The 19,298-nt window shown below is 66.0% G+C and carries 17 protein-coding genes; 7 read left to right on the forward strand and 10 right to left on the reverse strand.

Annotation, left to right across the window (positions count from 1 at the left end):
• Positions 1-73 precede the first annotated feature (73 nt).
• The 3 genes from AC1D1Y_RS19435 to AC1D1Y_RS19445 form a co-directional block, all read right to left on the reverse strand.
• Positions 74-1,144 (reverse strand): ABC transporter substrate-binding protein, encoded by a 1,071-nt coding sequence (locus AC1D1Y_RS19435; protein WP_477683770.1) that lies wholly within the window; start codon positions 1,142-1,144, stop codon positions 74-76.
• A 72-nt stretch (positions 1,145-1,216) separates the two neighbouring features.
• Positions 1,217-2,710, reverse strand: coding sequence for an aldehyde dehydrogenase family protein (locus AC1D1Y_RS19440; RefSeq protein WP_477683771.1), 1,494 nt, complete (start codon positions 2,708-2,710; stop codon positions 1,217-1,219).
• A 2-nt stretch (positions 2,711-2,712) separates the two neighbouring features.
• Complete coding sequence (locus AC1D1Y_RS19445; protein ID WP_477683772.1) at positions 2,713-3,855, reverse strand: mandelate racemase/muconate lactonizing enzyme family protein; 1,143 nt, start codon at positions 3,853-3,855, stop codon at positions 2,713-2,715.
• 83 nt (positions 3,856-3,938) lie between these two features.
• Here AC1D1Y_RS19445 and pdxR point away from each other — a divergent pair, with 83 nt between their 5' ends.
• The 4 genes from pdxR to AC1D1Y_RS19465 all read left to right on the forward strand — a co-directional run bounded on the left by pdxR (position 3,939) and on the right by AC1D1Y_RS19465 (position 9,003).
• The gene (pdxR, locus tag AC1D1Y_RS19450) at positions 3,939-5,468 is read left to right on the forward strand and encodes a MocR-like pyridoxine biosynthesis transcription factor PdxR (protein ID WP_477683773.1); all 1,530 of its coding nucleotides are present in this window, start codon (positions 3,939-3,941) and stop codon (positions 5,466-5,468) included.
• 101 nt (positions 5,469-5,569) lie between these two features.
• The gene (locus AC1D1Y_RS19455; RefSeq protein WP_477683774.1) at positions 5,570-7,198 is read left to right on the forward strand and encodes a GMC family oxidoreductase; all 1,629 of its coding nucleotides are present in this window, start codon (positions 5,570-5,572) and stop codon (positions 7,196-7,198) included.
• A gap of 10 nt (positions 7,199-7,208) precedes the next feature.
• The gene (locus tag AC1D1Y_RS19460; protein ID WP_477683775.1) at positions 7,209-8,489 is read left to right on the forward strand and encodes an NAD(P)/FAD-dependent oxidoreductase; all 1,281 of its coding nucleotides are present in this window, start codon (positions 7,209-7,211) and stop codon (positions 8,487-8,489) included.
• A gap of 151 nt (positions 8,490-8,640) precedes the next feature.
• The gene (locus AC1D1Y_RS19465) at positions 8,641-9,003 is read left to right on the forward strand and encodes a cupin domain-containing protein (RefSeq protein WP_477683776.1); all 363 of its coding nucleotides are present in this window, start codon (positions 8,641-8,643) and stop codon (positions 9,001-9,003) included.
• Between the two features lies 1 nt (position 9,004).
• Here AC1D1Y_RS19465 and AC1D1Y_RS19470 read toward each other — a convergent pair whose 3' ends face one another.
• The 7 genes from AC1D1Y_RS19470 to mutL all read right to left on the reverse strand — a co-directional run bounded on the left by AC1D1Y_RS19470 (position 9,005) and on the right by mutL (position 16,686).
• Positions 9,005-9,658: an ABC transporter ATP-binding protein gene (locus AC1D1Y_RS19470; protein WP_477683777.1), complete on the reverse strand. Its 654-nt coding sequence runs from the start codon at positions 9,656-9,658 to the stop codon at positions 9,005-9,007.
• A complete protein-coding gene (miaA, locus tag AC1D1Y_RS19475) occupies positions 9,655-10,623 on the reverse strand; it encodes a tRNA (adenosine(37)-N6)-dimethylallyltransferase MiaA (protein WP_477683778.1) in 969 nt (322 codons plus the stop codon). The genes AC1D1Y_RS19470 and miaA overlap by 4 nt, the downstream gene beginning before the upstream one ends.
• Positions 10,620-11,864, reverse strand: a complete 1,245-nt coding sequence (locus AC1D1Y_RS19480; RefSeq protein WP_477683779.1) for a multidrug effflux MFS transporter — start codon at positions 11,862-11,864, stop codon at positions 10,620-10,622. Before AC1D1Y_RS19480 ends, miaA begins: the two co-directional genes overlap by 4 nt.
• 56 nt (positions 11,865-11,920) lie before the next feature.
• A complete protein-coding gene (locus tag AC1D1Y_RS19485; protein ID WP_477683780.1) occupies positions 11,921-12,283 on the reverse strand; it encodes a hypothetical protein in 363 nt (120 codons plus the stop codon).
• Between the two features lie 25 nt (positions 12,284-12,308).
• Positions 12,309-13,640 carry an ammonium transporter gene (locus AC1D1Y_RS19490; protein WP_477665226.1) on the reverse strand — a complete coding sequence of 444 codons (1,332 nt, stop codon included), beginning with the start codon at positions 13,638-13,640 and terminating at the stop codon, positions 12,309-12,311.
• A gap of 192 nt (positions 13,641-13,832) precedes the next feature.
• A complete protein-coding gene (locus AC1D1Y_RS19495; RefSeq protein ID WP_477683781.1) occupies positions 13,833-14,675 on the reverse strand; it encodes an alpha/beta hydrolase in 843 nt (280 codons plus the stop codon).
• 82 nt (positions 14,676-14,757) lie between these two features.
• Positions 14,758-16,686: a DNA mismatch repair endonuclease MutL gene (gene mutL / locus AC1D1Y_RS19500; RefSeq protein ID WP_477683782.1), complete on the reverse strand. Its 1,929-nt coding sequence runs from the start codon at positions 16,684-16,686 to the stop codon at positions 14,758-14,760.
• An 85-nt stretch (positions 16,687-16,771) separates the two neighbouring features.
• On the opposite strand from mutL, the gene AC1D1Y_RS19505 reads away from it, so the two are divergent.
• From AC1D1Y_RS19505 to AC1D1Y_RS19515, 3 genes are read left to right on the forward strand one after another with little or no spacing between them, the layout of a single operon-like run.
• The gene (locus AC1D1Y_RS19505) at positions 16,772-17,431 is read left to right on the forward strand and encodes a DedA family protein (RefSeq protein WP_477683783.1); all 660 of its coding nucleotides are present in this window, start codon (positions 16,772-16,774) and stop codon (positions 17,429-17,431) included.
• A 32-nt stretch (positions 17,432-17,463) separates the two neighbouring features.
• Entirely contained in the window at positions 17,464-18,795 is a 1,332-nt protein-coding gene (locus AC1D1Y_RS19510; RefSeq protein ID WP_477683784.1) for an SRPBCC family protein, read from the forward strand.
• Positions 18,792-19,295: an aromatic-ring-hydroxylating dioxygenase subunit beta gene (locus tag AC1D1Y_RS19515; RefSeq protein ID WP_477683785.1), complete on the forward strand. Its 504-nt coding sequence runs from the start codon at positions 18,792-18,794 to the stop codon at positions 19,293-19,295. Before AC1D1Y_RS19510 ends, AC1D1Y_RS19515 begins: the two co-directional genes overlap by 4 nt.
• Positions 19,296-19,298: the final 3 nt, after the last annotated feature.

Genomic DNA, 19,298 nt, shown 5'->3' on the forward strand with positions numbered 1-19,298 from the left:
CTTTGTTCTGGTCTTCGTTTCGGTTGCTCGCAGGCCCGCGCTGGCGCTGGCCGCCTTGCTTTGCCTTGCCTTTTTACTCGGTCAGCATGTTCTGGTACAGCTCGGAAGCCCTCGCTTCGTTTTTGGTATACCAGTTCAGGTCGATGACCAGCTGCTTTGCCGCGTTGTCCGGGTAGGAGGGCAGGGTCCTGGCATAAGCCGCGGGGATGGCCGGGCCGTCATAGGCTTTTTTGTTGGTCGGCCCGTAGGTGATGTACTTGGTGAATTCGGCCTGGTATTGCGGCTTGCTGATCTCGTTGAGGAACTTCACGGCCAGGGCCTTGTTGGGCGCGCCCTTGGGAATGCCGAAGCAGTCGTAGTCGAGCAGGGCCTGGTTGAAGGTATAGGCCACCTTGGCGCCGTCCTTGGCGACCACGTCGAAGCGGCCGTTCCAGCCGGTGACCATGTCGACCTCGCCGTCCTTCATGAGCTGGGCGTGCTGCGCTCCGGACGACCACCACACGGCGATGCTGGGCTTGAGCTCCTTGATCTTCTTGATGGCGCGCTCGATGCCGCCGGGCGCCGACAGCACCTCGTAAACCTTGTTGGGCGGCACGCCGTCGGCCATCAGCGCGGGCTCCAGTGCGCCGGCCACGCCTTTGCGGTAAGAACGCTTTCCGGGGAATTTTTTGACGTCCCAGAAGTCAGCCCAGGTCTGCGGGCCCTTGTCGCCGTAGGTCTTGGTGTTCCAGGCCATCACGGTGGAGAACACATCGCCGCCCACGCAGAATTCCTGCGTGAGGCCGGGCGCGAAGGACGAAACGTCGATGGCCTTGTAGTCCAGCGCTTCGAGCAAGCCTTCAGAGCCGGCGCGCGCCGCGCTGCCCGAGCCGCTGGCCACGATGTCCCAGGTCACGGCCCCTGCCTTGACCTTCAGGCGCAGGTCGGCGATGCCGGTGTAGGTTTCCTCCTTGATGGTGATGCCCAGCGCTTTGGCGGCGGGCTGGAACAGCGCCTTGCTCTGGCCCTCCTGGTAGGCCCCGCCGAAAGACACGATGGTCAGCTGCGCCGCGGCATTGCCGCACCACAAGGTGACTATGGCCATCATCACCCCGAGCATCGCAACGCGGTTGCGGACCGGTTTGTTCATCGACTTGTTCATCATTTCATTGACTCCTGTTGAACTGACATCCCATAACCACCCTGAAACCCCGATCGCCTCAAATGCCGCAACGCTTCAAATACGCGCCGCCACGCTTTTGAGCTTGCTGTAACTGCGCAGTGCCTCCAGCCCTTTTTCGCGGCCGAAACCGGAGCGCCTGTTGCCGCCGAAAGGAACGGATACGCCACCGGCGAAATATTCGTTGATGTAAACCTGGCCCGCGTCCACGCGCCGGGCGAGCCGGTGCGCGCTGGCGAAGTCACGGGTGAAAATGCCGGCGACCAGGCCGAAGTCCGTGCCGTTGGCCAATGCCACGGCCTCGTCCAGGTCGTCAAACACCTGCACGCACAATACGGGCCCGAAAATCTCCTGCTGCACCGCCTCGTCGTCCGGCTTCAGCCCGTCCAGGATGGTGGGTTCGTAAAACCAGCCCCGGCCGGTCAGCGGGTCGGTGGTGCACCGGCCGCCGCAGCGCACCGCCACGCCGCGTGCCCATGCGCGGTCCACGTAGCCGGCGATTTTGTCGAGGTGGGCCCGCGAGTTCACCGCGCCCATGCCGGCATCGCGCAGTCCGTGGCCCAGCGTTATGGCGCGCGCGCGCACGACCAGCCTGTCCACGAAATCGGCATGGATGCGGCGGTCTATCACCAGGCGCGAACCGGCCGAGCAGATCTGCCCGGCGTTTTCAAAGATGCCGCCCAGCACGTTGTCCACGGCGTTTCCGATATCGCAGTCGGCCAATACCAGCACCGGCGACTTGCCGCCCAGTTCCAGCACCAGCCGGGTGACCTGGGGCGCGGCACCCCGCATCACATCAATGCCGGTGGCCACCGAACCGGTGAAGCTGATGTGCTGCACGCCCGGGTGCCGCACCAGCGCGGCGCCGGCCTGCGCGCCGGTGCCCGTCACCACATTGCACACGCCGGGCGGCAGGCCCGCTTCCATGCAGAGCTGGGCCAGCATCAACGCGGTCAGCGGTGTCTGCTCGGCCGGCTTGGCCACCACGGTGCAGCCGGCCGCAAGCGCCGGCGCGATGCCGCGCGCGGCCGAAGACAGCGGGTAGTTCCAGGGAATGATGTGGGCGGTGACGCCTACGGGTTCGTGCACGGTATAAGCAAGATAGTCTTCGCCCAGCGGAATGCTGTCGCCCTGGTGCTTGTCGCAGGCGCCCGCGTAGTACTCAAAGGTGGCCGCCGCGCCCGCAACGTCGCTGCGGGCCTCGGCCAGCCGCTTGCCGCTGTCCAGGGTTTCGGTGACGGCCAGGCGGTCGGCGTTGTCGCGTATCAGGCCCGCGACGCGATGCAGCAGGCGGCCGCGCTGCGCCGGCGTGAGGGCAGCCCACGGGCCGGTGAGCGCCGCCCGCGCGGCGGCCACGGCCGCATCGATGTCGGCCGCGTCGCCGGCGGCGAAGCTCGCGAAGGCGGCACCCGTTCCCGGATCCAGCGTTTCCATGCGCCCGCCGTTCAGCGAGGGAACGAACACGCCGTTGATCAGGTGGCGGTCCGGCAGGCCGGCGATCGTGCCGCTTGCCTGCGCTTCGTGCACCAATGCGTTCAAGGGGGTGGCCATGGTCAGGGGATCTCACTCATCTGGTAGCTGGATTTCGCAAGCCATTCGGGGTTGATCTCGACCCCCCATCCCGGCGCGTCAGGCAGGGTAACCCGGCCGTCCCGCACGGTGTAGGGATGGTTCACGAACAAACCCTCTTGCCAGGGATAGTAGTCAGGCCCTTCGATCGACAGTTCCAGGTACTTTCCGGCGTTCGGGATGGCGCACAGCAGGTGCATGGTGAACAGCGTCACCATCGAGAGGTTGGCGCTGTGCGGTGTGCAGGGCAGCCTCGCGGCTTCGGCCATGCGCGCCACGCGCAGCGTGCGGGCCAGGCCGCCCATATAGCAGACGTCAGGCTGCACGATATCGACGGCTTTTGAATCGATGATGTGTTTCCACAGCGGCATGTAGCAGTCCTGCTCGCCGCCGGTCACGTCGATGGACAGCGCTTCGCGCACCGCGCGCGTCTGCTCGAGTTCCCAATACGGGCAGGGCTCCTCGAAGTGGCTGATGCCGTGGTCTTCCAGCATGCGCCCGACCTCGATGGCTCGGCGCGGTGAATAGCAGCTGTTGGCGTCCACCAGCAGGGCCGGGCCCTGGCCCAGCGCGCCGCGCATGGCCGCGATGATCTCTTCGCTGCGGCCCGGCCACTCGTCCCTGTCGTGGCCGTATTCGGCGCCCACGCGGAACTTGAAGGCGTCAAAACCGCATTTGTCGCGCAAGGCCAGCATGCGCCTGGCTTCATCGCGCGGCGTGATGTCGCGTTTCATCGACGAAGCATAGGCAGCCAGCGGTTTGGCCGTGCCGCCTATCAGTTCGCAGACACGTTTGCCTTCGGCTTTGCCGCGCAGGTCCCACAGCGCGGTGTCCACGCCGCAGATGGCGCGGTACAGGTGCGAGCCGGGGAATTTGTGCTCCAGCTCGGCGATGGCGTCGACCAGGCCGTCGATGTCCAGCGCATCGCGGCCCAGCGACCAGGGCGCGACCTGGCGGTGCAGCACCTGCACGCTGAGGTCGGCGTGATAAGGCGAGACCTGGCCCCAGCCTTGCGCGCCGTTGTCGGCGGTGATGCGCACAAAGCCCACGAAGGGGTCGCAAAAGGTTTCGATTTTCCGGATGAGCATGGAGGAACCCGAGCCGACAGGCGTGTTGGATGGAACCATCATCCCGCTCAAGTGGATTGCGGAAAAGGTCCATTTTGATTAATGCGTGATACCATTTTTTCAACAACACAAAATGGCAGGCCATGGTCAAACGTGCAGGCGGCTCCCTCTTGCTGTCGATCCGCATCGACCACAGCCACCACCACCCGGTGAGCACGCAGCTGTGCATGGCCTTGCGCGAAATCATCCTTACGGGTGGATTCGCGCCAGGCGACCGCTTGCCGGCCAGCCGCACATTGGCGCTCGACCTCGGCGTGTCGCGCACCACGGTGGTCGAGGCCTTCAGCCGCCTCACGGCCGAAGGCCTGATCGATTCGCAGACCGGCTCCGGCACTTTTGTCAGCGCTGTTCTGGGTGCCGACCGTCCCATGCCCCCGAAAGCCAGGGCTGCTTCCCCGGAGCCCGCCGCGCCGCGCCTGTCGGCCGTCATGGAGGAAGCCATCGGCCGCTTCGTCGAACGGCGCCGGCTGCCGCATGCGCCGCGCGCCTTCACCACGGCGCTACCGGCTTTCGACGCATTCCCCATGGCCCAGTGGGCCAGGCTGTCGGCGAAATGGCTGCGCGGCAACCAGGATGACGTCATGGGCTATGGCGACCCGTATGGCGCACCGCAGTTGCGCCGCGCGGTGGCCTCGCACCTGCGCGCCAACCGAGGCATCACCTGCGATCCGGAACAGGTCTTCATCCTGGGCGGCGCCCAGCAGGCCTTCCACCTGATAGGCGCCATGCTGCTGAACCCCGGCGACAAGGTCTGGTTTGAAAACCCCGGCGCCATAGGCGCGCGCAACAGCCTGGTCGCTTCGGGCGCCGACCTGGTTCCCGTGCCGGTCGACGGCAACGGCCTGCGCGTGGAAGAGGGCCTGCGCCTGGCACCGCGCTTTCGCCTGGCTTTTGTCACGCCCTCGCACCAGCAGCCCCTCGGCTGCGTGATGAGCCTGGCGCGCCGCTTCGCGCTGCTGCAGGCGGCCGAGCAGGCTGGCGCCTGGGTGATTGAAGACGACTACGACGGCGAGTTCTTTTTTGCCGGCCGGCCGCCGCCCACGCTCAAAAGCGTGGACACCACGGGGCGCGTGATTTACGTCGGCACCTTCAGCAAGTCGCTGTTCCCCGCGCTGCGGCTGGGCTACCTGCTTGCGCCACCGGCGCTGGTGGGCACTTTCCGCGCCGTCATGAGCCGCTTCCTGGCGGGCGTTCCGTCTCACACGCAGGGCGTGACGGCGGAGTTTATCGACGAGGGACACTTCGCAGTTCATGTGCGCCGCATGCGCCATATCTACTTCGAGCGGCACGAGGCGCTGGCTGCCGCGGCCGGCAAGCACCTCAAGGGCCTGCTGGACGTGGTGCCAGCTCACAGCGGGCTGCACACCGTGGGCTATCTCGCGCCGCGGCTGGTTGAGGCCGACGTTTCGCAGGAGGCCGACCGGCGCGGCATCACGGTATCGCCGCTGGGCCGTTTTGCCATCACGCCGCTCACGGCCAGCGGCCTGGTGCTGGGCTTCGGCAGCAGCCCGCCGCCGGTGATAGAAGCCGGTGTCAAGGTGCTGGCGGATGTGCTGGACAAACAGCTCAAAGCCAGGCCGCCGCACGCGGCGCGCAAGGCCCGTGCGGCCTGAGTCGCGCCTCCTTGTGTCCATGCCCGCGACCGGAAATGGTCTGGCATTTAGTCTAAAACGGACCTGTCCGGCAGGCCACCTGCCGTGAGATGCTCGACCCGGTGACAGAGTTTGATTTCATCATCGTGGGCGCCGGCTCGGCCGGTTGCGTGCTGGCCCATCGCCTCAGCGAATCCGGCGAGCACAGCGTGTTGCTGCTGGAGGCCGGCGGCAGCGACCAGCGCGTCTGGCTGCGCGTGCCCATAGGCTACGGCAAGTCTTTTTACAACCCGGCCGTGAACTGGATGTACCGCGGTGCGCCCGACCCCGGGCTGGCCGGCCGTGAGGCTTACTGGCCGCGCGGCAAGGTGCTGGGGGGCTCGAGCAGCATCAATGCGATGGTGTTCGTGCGCGGCCAGCCGGCCGACTTCGACGAATGGGCCGCGCTGGGCAACACCGGCTGGTCCTGGGACGAGGTGCTGCCCTGGTTCCGGAAACTCGAAGACAACGAGCGGGGCGCCGATGCCTGGCGCGGCGCCGGCGGGCCGATGCGCGTGAGCGACGTGAGCGGCCAGGTGCACCCGCTGTGCAAGGTGTATTTGCAGGCGGGCGGGCAGGCCGGGCTGCCCCACAACCCCGACTTCAACGGCGCCTCGCAGGAAGGCGTCGGCATCTACCAGATCACCACCCAGGGCGGGCTGCGCGCTTCAGCCAGCAGCGCCTACCTGCGTCCGGCGATGAAGCGCGCCTGGCTCAGCGTGCAGACCGGCGCGCATGCCACGCGCATCGTGTTCGACGGCCTCAGGGCCAGCGGTGTGGTGTACCGGCAGGGCGGACGGTCATTGTTCGCCCGGGCGCGGCGGGAGGTGATTCTGGCGGCCGGCGCCGTCAACTCGCCGCAATTGCTGCAGCTGTCGGGCGTCGGGCCCGCGTCGCAGCTCAGGGAACTGGGCATCGCGGTGGTGCATGATTCGCCGGCCGTGGGCCAGAACCTGCAAGACCACCTTTGCATAGACCATCTTTACCGTTCGAAGGTGCCGACGCTCAACAACCAGCTCGGGACCTGGTACGGCAAGCTCTGGGCCGGGCTGCAGTATGCGGCGATGCGCCGCGGCCCGTTGTCGCTGAGCGTCAACCAGGGCGGCGGTTTTTTCCGTTCCCGGCCCGGCCTGGAGCGGCCGAATATGCAGCTGTATWTCTCGCCGCTGAGCTACCTCAGGGCCACGCCCGGCAAGCGCGCGCTGATGGCGCCGGACCCTTACCCGGGCTTTCTGCTCGGCGCCCAGCCCTGCAAGCCCAGCAGCCGCGGCCGGCTGCGGCTGCGATCGGACGATCCGATGGCGGCGCCGCTGATAGAGCCCAATTCCCTGGCCACCGAGCACGATGCGCAGGAGATGATGGAGGCCACCCTGTTCCTGCGCCGGCTGGCCGCCACGCCGGCTTTCAGCGCGATCATCGAACAGGAACTCGTGCCCGGCGCCTCCATCCGGTCGCAAGAGCAGTTGATGGACGACATCCGCCGGCGCGCCTCCACGGTGTTCCACCCGGTCAGCACCTGCTGCATGGGACCGGACCCGGCGACGGCCGTGCTCAACAACCGCCTGCAGGTGCACGGCCTGGCGGGCCTGCGTGTGATCGATGCCTCGGCTTTTCCCTCGCTCACTTCCGGCAACACCAATGCGCCTACGCTGATGCTGGCGGAAAAGGGCGCGGACGAAGTGCTGCGCGCCGCGCGCCGTGGAAATCCTTGAAGGAAAGCCCGTGGATATTCTTGAACATTGCAAGCTGGCGCCGTACTGGTGGGATGAGGTGCCGCGTCCCGTGCTGGAGCCTGCGCCGCTGCCTCCCAGTGTCGACGTGGCGGTCATAGGCGCGGGCTACACCGGCTTGCACGCGGCGCTGCAAACCGCGCGCGGCGGCCGTTCCACCCTGGTACTGGACGCCGAGGATGCCGGCTGGGGTTGCAGCACGCGCAACGGCGGCCAGGTGTCCACCAGCATCAAGCCCAGCTTCGAGCTGCTGGCCGGCCGCCACGGCATCGGCAAAGCGTTCGAGATCCTGCGCGAAGGCCGGCGCTCGCTCGCCTGGATCGGCGACTTCATCCGCAGCGAAGGCATTGATTGCAGCTACGGACAGGTGGGGCGCTTCCATGCGGCGCACAACGCCGCGCAGTACGAGGCGTTGGCGGCCAGGCTGGCGCACCAGCCCAAGGGCCTGGAGGTGGAGGCGCACATGGTGCCGCGCGCCGAGCAGCGCGGCGAACTCGGTACCGACGCCTACTGGGGCGGCGCAGTTTATGCGCAACATTGTTCGGTGCATCCCGCGCGCTACCACCAGGGCCTGCTGGAGCGCGCGCTGGCGGCGGGTGCGCAGGTCGTGCCGCGCAGTCCCGTCACCGGCATCGAGAGGCAGGGCCGCCATTTCCTGGTGACGACGCCCAGGGGTACGGTGCGGGCACGCGACGTGGTGGTGGCCACCAACGGCTACACCGGCAAGGTGACACCCTGGCTGCGCCGCCGCGTGATTCCCATCGGCAGCTACATGATCGCCACCGAGCCCTTGCCCGAGGGCTTGATGGACCGGCTGATGCCGCGCAACCGGATCGTCAGCGACACCCGCAAGGTGGTGTACTACTACCGTGCCTCGCCGGACCGCAAACGCATCCTGTTCGGTGGCCGCGTGTCACACCAGGAAACCGATTGCCGCGTGAGCGGGCCGCTGCTGCATGCAGACATGGTGAAGATTTTCCCCGAGCTGGCCGGCGTGGGCATCAGCCATTCCTGGTCGGGGTTGGTGGCCTACACCTTTGACGAACTCATGCACGTCGGCTTGCATGACGGGCTTTACTACGCCATGGGCTACTGCGGCGCTGGTGTGGGTACCTCCAGCTACTTCGGCATGCGCGTGGGCCAGCAGGTGCTGGGGCTCAGGGAAGGGCGCACGGCGCTGGATGGGCTGGCTTTCCAGACGCGGCCGTTTTATACGGGCAACCCTTGGTTTCTCGCCGCTTCGGTACGTTACTACCGTTGGAAAGACAGGTGAGCCCCCACGCTTTTCACTTCGTGTAATGCGCTGCCCCCCGAGGGGGCCGCCCGCCTGCGGCCTGGCAAAGCCAGTTCCGCGGCTCATGCTGGGTTGAAGAGTCCTCGCGTCCGCGCATTGTCTGTATGAAACCCTTTCCGGAAAGATACCTATGAGCATCCGCAAACTCGACACACCTTCGACCGTTGCCTCGGGCGCCTTGCAGGACTGGGGCACGGTGGGCATGCCGCTCAGCGAACCGGCCTGCACGCTGCGCGGTGAAAAAATGGTGCTGCCGCTCGACGGCCGGCCCGAGGTGGGTATCTGGGAATGCTCACCGGGCAGCTACCGCCGTCAGGTGCGTTCGGCTGAAACCATGCATGTGCTGAGCGGCAGCGCGGTGTTCACGCCGGACGGCGGCGCGGCCGTGGCGTTGCGCCAGGGCGACGTGTATTTCTTTCCGGCCGAAACGACCGGCGTTTGGGACATTCAGTCGACCATGCGCAAGGTCTACGTGCTGTTCAACCCACACTGAATCAACTTGAGCGGATGCCGCCCGCGCTCAGGTGCAGCGTGCGGTCGGCGCGCGCGGCGGCGGCTTCCGAGTGGGTGACCAGCACCAGTGAAGCGCCTTGCCCGCGCGTCTGGGCAATCAGCGCGTCCATCACCAAGGCGGCCGTGGCCGGGTCCAGGTTGCCGGTGGGCTCATCCGCCAGCAGCAGGCCGGGCTTGTGCACCAGCGCGCGAGCGATCGCCACACGCTGCAGTTGCCCGCCGCTGAGTTGTTGCGGCAGCCGCCCGCCCAGGCCGCCCAGGCCCACGGCTTCCAGCATGGCCTCCACCCTGGCCGCGTCGGGTTTCTCCAGCAGCAGCAAGGGCAGCGCCACGTTTTGCGCCACGTGGAGGTGCGGCAGCACATGGAAAGCCTGGAAGACAAAACCGACATGGCGGCGGCGCAGCAGGGCGCGCTGGTCGTCGCTGAGCGCGCCCAGGTCCTGCCCCTTGAGTTGCACCGAGCCCTCATCCCAGCTGTCCAGCCCGGCCATGCAGTTGAGCAGCGTCGATTTGCCCACGCCCGATTCACCGACGATGGCGACGAATTCACCGGGCGCGACGTCCAGCGAAACATGGCTGAAGACCACCGCGTCGCCGTAGCGTTTGGCCAGCTCGCGGACCTGCAGGTTGTTCATGCCCGGCCTTGCCCCCGTATTTGTGTTTGTGTGTTGACGATTTCCATGACCTGCTGCAAAGCCTGGGGCCCATCGCAGGCCACCACCTGGCGCTGCGGCATGGAGCGCAGCCAGGTGATCTGGCGCTTGGCGAGCTGGCGSGTGGCGAAGATGCCTTTGTCGCGCAGCTCCGCCATCGGGTAATCGCCGTCCAGCGCCTCCCAGGCCTGGCGGTAGCCGACGCAGCGCATGGAGGGCAGGTCGGGGTTCAGGTCGCCGCGCGCGCGCAGGGCTTTGACTTCGTCGATGAAGCCGGCCGCGAGCATGGTGTCAAAGCGCAGGGCGATGCGTTCATGCAGCCAGGCGCGGTCTTGCGGCTCCAGGGAGATCAGGACCGGCGCCGCGGTGTCGCCCTCGCCGGCGGCGGCTTTTTTGGCCGCGCCTTGCGCATGGAAAAAAGACAGAGGCCGACCCGACACACGAAAGACTTCGAGTGCGCGAGAGATGCGCTGTGAATCATTGGGCGCCAGCCGCGCGGCGGTGGCCGGGTCCACGCGCGCGAGTTCGGCATGCAGCGCGGGCCAGCCTTGCGCGGCTGCTTCATCGGCCAGCGCGGCGCGCACGGTGGGGTCGGCTTTGGGCATGTCGTCCAGGCCATCGAACAAGGCCTTGAAGTAGAGCATGGTGCCGCCGACCAGCAGCGGTAGCTTGCCGCGCGCGCTGATTTCACGGATGAGGCGTTCGGCATCGGCCACGAACTCGGCGGCGCTGTAGGCCTGCAGCGGGTCGCGGATGTCTATCAGGTGGTGCGGCACGGCCGCGAGTTCACCCGGCGTGGGTTTGGCCGTGCCTATGTCCATGCCGCGGTAGACCAGGGCCGAGTCGACGCTGATGATCTCGACCGCATGGCGCTGTGCGATCGCCATCGCGGCGGCGGTCTTGCCGGATGCGGTGGGTCCGGCGATGCAGAGGCAGGAGGGGCTCACGTGTTTCTCGCGGCGGCCTCATGCGCAGGCTCGCCGTATTTGCGCACCACGGTCCAGGCCGTGGCCGCGATCAGCACGCTCCAGAACCACAGGCCATTGGTCAGCGGCCGCACCGTGCCGTCCATGTGGGTGCCCAGCCAGCCGCCCATGCCGAAGGCCACCAGCATCATCAGGAAGCCGTTGAGCGCAGAGGCCGCACCCGCCGCCTGCGGGAAGGGGCCGACGGCGCCGCTCTGGCCGCAGGGCTGGTGCACGCCGTGGCCCAGCATGAAAAGGTAGTAGGGCAGCATGATGGCCCAGACGTTCTGCACGCCGGCCCAGGCCAGCACGCCCATGGTGGTGCCGCCTGTCAGGCTCAGGCAGGCGGCAATCGCGACGGAGCGCCGCACGCCGAAACGCGGCAGCAGGCGGCGGCAGATGAAGGTGCCGGCAAGGTAGCAAAAGCACATCGAAAACATCACCAGGCCGTAGCCCGTCTTGCTCAGGCCCAGCACCCGGATGAAAACGAAGGAAGAGGTCGCCAGGAAGGTGAACAGCCCGCCGTAGGAGGCCGCTGTGAGGGCCGAGAAGGCCAGGAAGGTCGGGTTGCGCAGGATCTGCAGCCAGGTGCGCAGCAGCATGCCGGGCCGCAGGGCCTGCGGGTTTTTCCGTGCGAGCGATTCTTCAAAACGAAGGCCGACCAGGGCCAGCGTGGCCGCGCCGAACACGGCCAGCGCCGCCAACGCGATGCGCCAGCCGTAGAACTCAGACAGCAGGCCGCCCAGCGGCGCGCAGATGCAGGCCAGCACACCCAGGCCGCTCAGGCCCTTGGACATGACACGCGCGCCTTCGAGCGGCTGGTACAGGTCGCGCACGATGGCGCGCGCGCACATGACCGCCGCGCCCATGGCCGCGCCCTGGACCACGCGCCAGACGATCAGCACCGCCATCGAAGGCGCGAAGGTGCTGCCGATCGAGGCCAGGGTGTAGGCCGCCAGGCCCCAGAGCAGGATGGGGCGGCGCCCGAAGCGGTCGGACAGCGGGCCCCAGATCAGTTGCGAGGTGCCGAAGGCCAGCAGCAGCGCGCTGAGCGTGAGCTGCGCCTGCGACATGGGCGCGCCGAAACCTTCGGTGAGCGCGGGCAGGGCCGGCAGGTAGAGGTCGGTGGTGACGGGCTGTATGCCCAGCAGCATTGACAGGATCAATACGACCATGCCGGCCGGCATGGCGGGCGCCACGGTCTTCGAAACGGAAACATCCATTCAACTGAGCGTATCAGACAAACGCCCGTGCGGCGGCGCGGCCGCCACCGGGGTTTTCAGCGCAGGCCCGACCTGTACCGGGCGATGGCCTTGGCCCGGAGGTCTTCGCTGATTTCCGTTTCACTTGCCGCGGAGGCAACCGGTGCGGCCGGCAAGGTTTCGGCCGTGGCAGCCGCATTTGGCGGCAAGGGGTCGCTGCTGCGAGGGCCGAAAATTTTGGTCTGCGTATAGGCCGCATAGCCGCGCAGGCGTTCGTCCTTGCTTTTCAGCGCCTCCTGGATCACTTCCGTGGCGTAGGGCAGGTCGTGCAGGAATTGGTGGACGTTCAGTGAACGTCCGAATTCCCGCTTCATGGGAATGACCATGCGCACGGCATAGGTCATGAGGTCGGAATCGGGCGGATTCATGGTGAGCTGCATGGTGAACGGTGTGATCGCCAGGGGCTCATGCGCCTGAAATCATTTCGCCATGCTGGGCAAGGTCAAGCCCCAGTTGTTCCTCTTCCGCGGTCACGCGAAGGCCAGCCAGGGGTTTGACCACCAACAAAATCAGCCAGGTCATGATGCCTGCGTAGGCCGCAACGGCGCAGGCGCCCATCAGATTGGTCAGCACGGTCGCGGTGACCGGTGCAATTTCCTTGAGCGCAAAGATCGGGGTCAGGACCGTGCCGATGAAACCGCCCACGCCATGCAGGGCAAACACGTCGAGCGAGTCGTCGATGCCTGTCGCGCGCTTGAAACGGGTCACCGCGAGGAAGCAGCCGATACCCCCCGCCGCGCCCAGTGCCGATGCGCCGAGGACACCGACAAAGCCGGATGCCGGCGTGATGGCGACCAGGCCGGCAATAGCGCCCGTTGCCATGCCCAGCACGCTGAATTTTCCGCGCTGGACATATTCGCAGATTCCCCACACGAACGCACCGACGCAGGCCGCCACCTGGGTGGCCAGCAAGGCGCCCACGGCGCGTGAACTGGCCTCAAAGGCCGAGCCCGCATTGAAGCCGAACCAGCCGGCCCACAACAGCCCGGCGCCGATGATCGTCACCAGCAGGTTGTGCGGCACCATGGGCTCGGTCCCGAAGCCTTTGCGCGGACCCACCACCTTGGCCGCCACCAGGCCGCTGGCACCCGCGGCGATGTGCACCACCGTGCCGCCCGCAAAATCCATGTGTCCCATGCTGGCGAGCCAGCCCGTGGGTTGCCAGATCCAGTGCGCCACGGGGGCATAGACCAGTATGGTCCAGAAGGCCGCGAAGAAAATGGTGGCGCTCAGGCGCATGCGTTCCACGGTGGCGCCGATGATCAGCGCGAAGGTGATGATGGCGAATGCCAGCTGGAACATGAAAAAAGCGGATTCCGGCACGGTGGGCGCCGAGACGTGCGCACCGACCCTGGCACCCAGCAGCCCGTCGCTGAGCGCCCGGCTCAAGTCTCCGATCCAGGGATTGCCGGGCGTGAATGCGAGCGAGTAGGCAATGCCCGCCCATACCAGCGTGACGACTGTTGTCGCCGCGAAGGTATGCGCCACGATGGAGAGGGCGTTTTTCGCCCGCATCATGCCGCTGTAAAACAGCATGATGCCGGGAATGGTCATCAGCAGCACCAGCACGGTCGAGATCAGCATCCAGGCCGTGTCCGCCCCATTGAATTTTGCAAGCGCCGGCAATGCCGTGGTTGCGGCTGTCTGGGCATGCAGGGGTGCCGATGCCAAGAGCGGCAGGGCAAGAGCCAGCGAGGTGAAGGCGGGTAGCCTGCGGAGTGGCAAGACTTGGCTCATGGATCCCTCTCGATTTCTAAGTGTTATTCGAGAAAGGATGTTACATCCGGCTACATGTTCTGGGTAAGTAAAAAATACCTATTTGTGAAAAATTGTTGCTTGAATTGCAGTAGTCAGTAGTAATACTGCTTTTTTACGAGGCTTGGGCTCTGGTGAAGCGCGGAGCATCTAGCCGCCCCTTCCCCCGTGACCTTATTTCAGGTCAAAAAGCTGGGTCAGCGCTTCCCGGTACTGCGGTAGCCCGACCAGGTTGGTGTTGTGGTGCGAACCGCCCGGCACCAGCAGGAACTGCTTGGGCTGCACGGCGGCGTCATAGAGCTTGCGCCCCAGGTCGGGCAGTATCAGCCGGTCTTCGCCGCCGTGCACCACCAGCAGCGGCGAGCCTATCTTGTCCACCTTGCGCACGGCTTCAAAGCGCTGGGTGATCAGCAGCGACACCGGCATCCAGCCCCATTGGGAACTGCTCACCACGTCGGCGATCGAGGTGAAGGTGCTTTCGACGATGGTGCCGCGCTCGTCGTTGACTTCGGTTGCCAGGTTGATGGCGATGGGCCCGCCCAGCGAGTGGCCGAAGATGTAGCGGGGCCGGTCCGGGTATTTTTTCGCGAGCCAGTCCCAGGCGGCTCGGGCGTCTTCGTAGGCGGATTTTTCGGAGGGCAGTTCCTGCGTGCTTTTGCCGAAGCCCCGGTAATCGATGGCCAGCACCGAGAACCCGAGTTCCTGCATGCGGCGCATGCGCGGCGCGGAGCCGGTGACGTTGTAGCGCGCGCCATGCAGGTAGAGCAGTACCGGTGCCTTCGCGTCATCCGGCTTTTCGCCGTCCAGCCACAGGCCGTGCAGGCGGACCGGATGGTCGTTGGCGGCGGTGTAGTCAATCCAGACGTCGTCCATGCCCACCGCGGCGGCGGCGCCGCCGCTCCAGGTGCGGTCGCTGGGCTGGAAGATCCAGGCACGCTGTTTTTCGTCGAGGGTGGCGCAGCCGGCCAGCAGGGCCAGCGCCGTGCCGAAGCTTGCGAAAAGATGCCAGCGTTTCATGGTCATGACTGAGTGCAGTCTGCCTGAAAAGTTCTGGCGGCAGTGTTTCCCCCTATGTAACAGCCTCAAAAAAAGGCTGTTTTTAACGCCCGCGCAGGAAGAGCGAGTCGAGTTCCTTGATGCTGACCTGCCGCCAGGTCGGCCTGCCGTGGTTGCACTGGTCGGAGCGCTCGGTGGCTTCCATCTGGCGCAGCAGCGCGTTCATCTCGTCCAGCGTGAGCTTGCGGTTGGCGCGCACCGCGCCGTGGCAGGCCATGGTCGACAGCAGCTCGTTCTGCGCGCGCTGAATCACCGTGCTGGCGTCGTGCTGGGCCAGTTCGGCCAGCACGCTGCGCGCCAGTTCCACCGCGTCGCCCTGTGCCAGGCTGGTCGGCACGGCACGCACCGCCAGCGTCTTGGGCGAAAAAGGCGTGATTTCCAGGCCCAGCGTCGCGAGTGTCTGGGCACTGGCCTCGGCCGTGGCGACTTCCTGCGGGCTGGCGGCAAAGGTCGCGGGGATCAGCAACGGCTGGCTGGCCAGGCTGGCCCCTTCGCCGCCGTCCATCTGGGTTTTCAGGCGCTCGTAAACAATGCGCTCATGGGCCGCATGCATGTCCACGATGACCAGTCCCTGGGTGTTTTCGGCCAGCACATAAATGCCCTGCAACTGGGCAATCGCGCGGCCCAGCGGCCAGTCGCCCGGAGGCAGGGGCGTGGCACCGATGGGGCTAGCCGCGCCGTTCATGGACGCTTCGGACGCGGGCGCATACGAAGGCGCGGGCGCAAAACTGCCGCCTGCTTCCATGGGGCCTTCAGCGGGGCGCGACGGCGCCGGCCACATGGCTTCAAAGTCGGACACCCGGTTGCCGCCATTGGCGCCGGCGGCGAAATTCATCGCCGGTTGCGCCCATCCCTGGCGCGAAAAAACGGGGCTTGATTCCGGGGCGGCATCCGTGCCTATGCCTGCGATGACCGCATCGGCCGCGACGCTGGAACGCGGAATCGCCAGCGCGTTTTCGGTGGCGTGGCGCACCGCCTGGTGCACCTCGCGGCTGTCGCGAAAGCGCACCTCGATCTTGGTCGGGTGCACGTTCACGTCGACGCGGCTGGGGTCGATCTCGACATACAGCGCATACACTGGCTGGCGATGGCCGTGCAGCACGTCCTCGTAAGCGCTGCGCGCCGCGTGGGTCAGCACCTTGTCGCGCACGTAGCGGCCGTTGACGTAGGCGAACTGCTGGTCGGCGCGCGAACGGGCGGCGTCCGGAATGCCGGCGACGCCCCAGACGCGCACGGCGGGCTGGCCGTCGTGGCGCAGGGACGAACTTTCGTAATTCACGGCGACCGACTGCTCGACGAATTCACTGCCCAGCACGTCGGCCAGGCGCTGCGCGTGGGCGCCGTCGCCGGTGGCGGCGCGCCATTGCTCGACCAGCTTGCCCTCGTGCCAGATGGCAAAGCCGACGTCGGGCCGCACCAGCGCGTGGCGGCGCACGGCTTCGATGCAGTGGGCCAGTTCGGTGGCGTCGGTTTTCAAAAACTTGCGGCGTGCCGGCGTGGCGTAAAACAGTTCGCGCACCTCCACGCTGGTGCCGCGGCTGCGCGCTGCGGGCTTGAGTTCGCCGGTGCGGCCGTCCAGCTGCCAGGCGTGCTCGTTGCCTTCGGTCCTGGACAGCAGGCTCATGTCGGCGATCGAATTGATGGCGGCCAGCGCCTCGCCGCGAAAGCCCATGGTGCCCACGGCTTCAAGGTCCTGCAGCGAGGCGATCTTGCTGGTCGCATGGCGCCTCAGGGCCACCGGCAGCTCTTCGCGTGGAATGCCGAAGCCGTCATCCTCGACCAGGATCAGCCGTACGCCGCCGGCCAGCAAGCGTACCGTGACCTGGGTGGCGCCCGCGTCCAGCGCGTTGTCGACCAGCTCGCGCACCACCGAAGCGGGGCGCTCCACAACCTCGCCGGCGGCAATCTGGCTGATCAGTTCATCGGGAAGTTCGCGGATAGGGCGGCGGGGAGCCGATGTCGAGGAGGTCATGTAGGGCCAATTTTAGGCTCAGGCCCGTATTGGCGTACTTGACCGCACACCTTGCCGGGATTTTGGGCATGTCAGAATCAGGATCATGGAACTAGCCGCTTTTCTCATCGATTTCATCCTCCACGTCGACAAGCACCTGGAGGCGTTTGTCACCAGCTACGGTGCCTGGGTTTATGCCCTGTTGTTCATCATCATCTTTGTGGAAACCGGCGTGGTTGTCATGCCTTTCCTGCCGGGCGATTCGCTGCTCTTTGTGGTGGGCGCGATGTGCGGCGTGGGGCTGATGAGCTTTCCGCTCGCGGTGGGGCTGCTGTTTGTGGCCGCCGTGCTGGGTGACCAGTGCAACTACAGCATAGGCCGCTTCCTGGGGCCCAAGGTCTTCCAGTGGGAGAACTCGCGCTGGTTCAACAAAAAGGCGTTCGACCAGGCCCACGCGTTTTATGAGCGTTATGGCGGCATCACCATCATCGCGGCGCGCTTCATGCCTTTCCTGCGCACCTTCGCGCCCTTTGTCGCGGGCGTGTCGGAGATGACGCGCAGCAAGTTCACGCTGTTCAACCTCGTGGGCGGCGCCCTGTGGGTGGGCGGCATTGTCACCGTGGGCTATTTTTTCGGCAACATCCCCTTTGTCAAAACTCATCTCGACAAGATCATCTGGGCTTTAATCCTTGTGCCCGGCCTGCTGGTGATTTTTGGCGCTTGGAAGGCCAGGCGCAAGGCCGGATCCGCTGCTTCCTCACCCTGACGCGCAGCATCCCCATTTCCGTGCGAGGACCTATGAACGCGCCGCCCCTTTCAAACGCAGAGCCCTCCCGCTGGACCCAGCCCGGCTCCAGCCGCGTCCCTTTCTGGGCCTATACCGATGCCCAGCTCTACCAGCGCGAGCTCGAGAAAATCTTCTACGGCGCGCACTGGTGCTATGTGGGGCTGGAGGCCGAGATACCGAATGTCGGCGACTACAAGCTCAGCCATGTCGGGGAGCGCCAGGTGCTGATGGTGCGCGACCGCATCGCGCCCAAAGACCGCGCCACCGACCACGGCATACGCGTGGTAGAAAACCGCTGCGCGCACCGCGGCGTGCGCTTTTGCCAGAACCCGCAGGGCAATGCGCGCAGCTTTGTCTGCCCCTACCACCAGTGGACCTACAAGCTCAACGGCGACCTCGCGGGCCTGCCCTTCAAGGACGGCGTGAAAGAGGGCGACTGCACCAACGGCGGCATGCCGGAAAGCTTTGACCTGAAGGACCACGGCCTGACCAAGCTGCGCGTGGCGATGCTGCATGGCCTGGTGTTCGCCACCTTCAGCGAGGATACCGAGCCGCTCGAGGACTACCTGGGCCCGCAGCTCATGCCCTGGCTGGACCGCATCTTCAAGGGCCCGGAAGGCGCGCGCAAGCTGACCCTGCTGGGCTACAACCGTCAGCGCATTCCGGGCAACTGGAAGCTGATGATGGAAAACATCAAGGACCCTTACCACCCGGGCCTGCTGCATACCTGGTTTGTCACCTTCGGCCTGTGGCGCGCCGACCAGAAGAGCCGCATGGTGATGGACGATGAGGGCCGCCACGCGGTGATGATCTCGCGCCGCAACGAAGGCGGCCAGAACGCGGCCGTGACGGAAGGCGTAAGCTCCTTCAAGGCCAATATGGCGCTGCATGACGACCGGCTGCTGGACGTGGTGCCCGAGCCCTGGTGGCGGGTAGCAGACCCGTCCAATCCCGGCAGCGACATCACGCCCACCGTCACCATGATCACGCTGTTCCCCAGCCTGATCATCCAGCAACAGGTCAATTCGCTGAGCACCCGCCACATCGTGCCGCGCGGTCAGGGCGAGTTCGATTTCATCTGGACGCATTTCGGCTTTGCCGATGACACGCCCGAGATGACGCAGCGCCGCCTGCGCCAGGCCAACCTGTTCGGGCCGGCGGGGTTTGTGAGTGCGGACGACGGTGAGGTGATCGAGTTCAGCCAGGCTGGGTTCGACCAGGCGGGCGAGGGCGCCACGCTGTGCGAACTGGGCGGCACGGGCACGGAGATGACAGAGCACATGGTCACCGAAACCCTGATCCGCAGCATGTATGCCTACTGGAAGAAAGTCATGGGCCTATGACCGAGATCGAACAAACGCGGCGCCTGCTGCTGCAACTGCAGGTGGACCGGCTCAACGCCGACTACGCGGCGGCGCTCGACGAAAAGCGTTTTGAGGAATGGCCTGAATTCTTCGTGGAAGACGGCCGCTACAAGGTGCAGGCCCGCGAGAACTTCGACCGCGGCCTGCCGCTGGCGCTGATGGCGCTGGAAAGCCGCGGCATGATGAAAGACCGGGTGTACGGCGTCACGCAGACGATTTACCACGGGCCGTATTACATGCGGCACATCATCAGCCCGGCGCGCATCCTCTCGCGTGAAGTTTCACCAGAGGGCGAGCTCATCAAAGCCGAAGCCAACTACGCGGTGTTCCGCACCAAGCCGGGCGGGGTGAGCGGGATCTACAACGTGGGCCGCTATATCGACGAGCTCACGCAAAAAGACGGCTCGCTGAAATTCAGGAGCCGTCTTTGTGTATATGACAGCGAGATGATCCTCAACTCGCTTATCTACCCGGTGTAGAGC

The sequence above is a fragment of the Polaromonas sp. P1_G1 genome, from assembly GCF_056405595.1.

Coding starts and splice junctions, on each gene's coding strand:
- AC1D1Y_RS19435 (WP_477683770.1), bottom strand. CDS start 1,144: ATGATGAACAAGTCGATGAACAAACCGGTCCGCAACCGCGTTGCGATG.
- AC1D1Y_RS19440 (WP_477683771.1), bottom strand. CDS start 2,710: ATGGCCACCCCCTTGAACGCATTGGTGCACGAAGCGCAGGCAAGCGGC.
- AC1D1Y_RS19445 (WP_477683772.1), bottom strand. CDS start 3,855: ATGGTTCCATCCAACACGCCTGTCGGCTCGGGTTCCTCCATGCTCATC.
- pdxR (WP_477683773.1), top strand. CDS start 3,939: ATGGTCAAACGTGCAGGCGGCTCCCTCTTGCTGTCGATCCGCATCGAC.
- AC1D1Y_RS19465 (WP_477683776.1), top strand. CDS start 8,641: ATGAGCATCCGCAAACTCGACACACCTTCGACCGTTGCCTCGGGCGCC.
- AC1D1Y_RS19470 (WP_477683777.1), bottom strand. CDS start 9,658: ATGAACAACCTGCAGGTCCGCGAGCTGGCCAAACGCTACGGCGACGCG.
- AC1D1Y_RS19480 (WP_477683779.1), bottom strand. CDS start 11,864: ATGGATGTTTCCGTTTCGAAGACCGTGGCGCCCGCCATGCCGGCCGGC.
- AC1D1Y_RS19485 (WP_477683780.1), bottom strand. CDS start 12,283: ATGCAGCTCACCATGAATCCGCCCGATTCCGACCTCATGACCTATGCC.
- AC1D1Y_RS19490 (WP_477665226.1), bottom strand. CDS start 13,640: ATGAGCCAAGTCTTGCCACTCCGCAGGCTACCCGCCTTCACCTCGCTG.
- AC1D1Y_RS19495 (WP_477683781.1), bottom strand. CDS start 14,675: ATGAAACGCTGGCATCTTTTCGCAAGCTTCGGCACGGCGCTGGCCCTG.
- mutL (WP_477683782.1), bottom strand. CDS start 16,686: ATGACCTCCTCGACATCGGCTCCCCGCCGCCCTATCCGCGAACTTCCC.
- AC1D1Y_RS19505 (WP_477683783.1), top strand. CDS start 16,772: ATGGAACTAGCCGCTTTTCTCATCGATTTCATCCTCCACGTCGACAAG.
- AC1D1Y_RS19510 (WP_477683784.1), top strand. CDS start 17,464: ATGAACGCGCCGCCCCTTTCAAACGCAGAGCCCTCCCGCTGGACCCAG.
- AC1D1Y_RS19515 (WP_477683785.1), top strand. CDS start 18,792: ATGACCGAGATCGAACAAACGCGGCGCCTGCTGCTGCAACTGCAGGTG.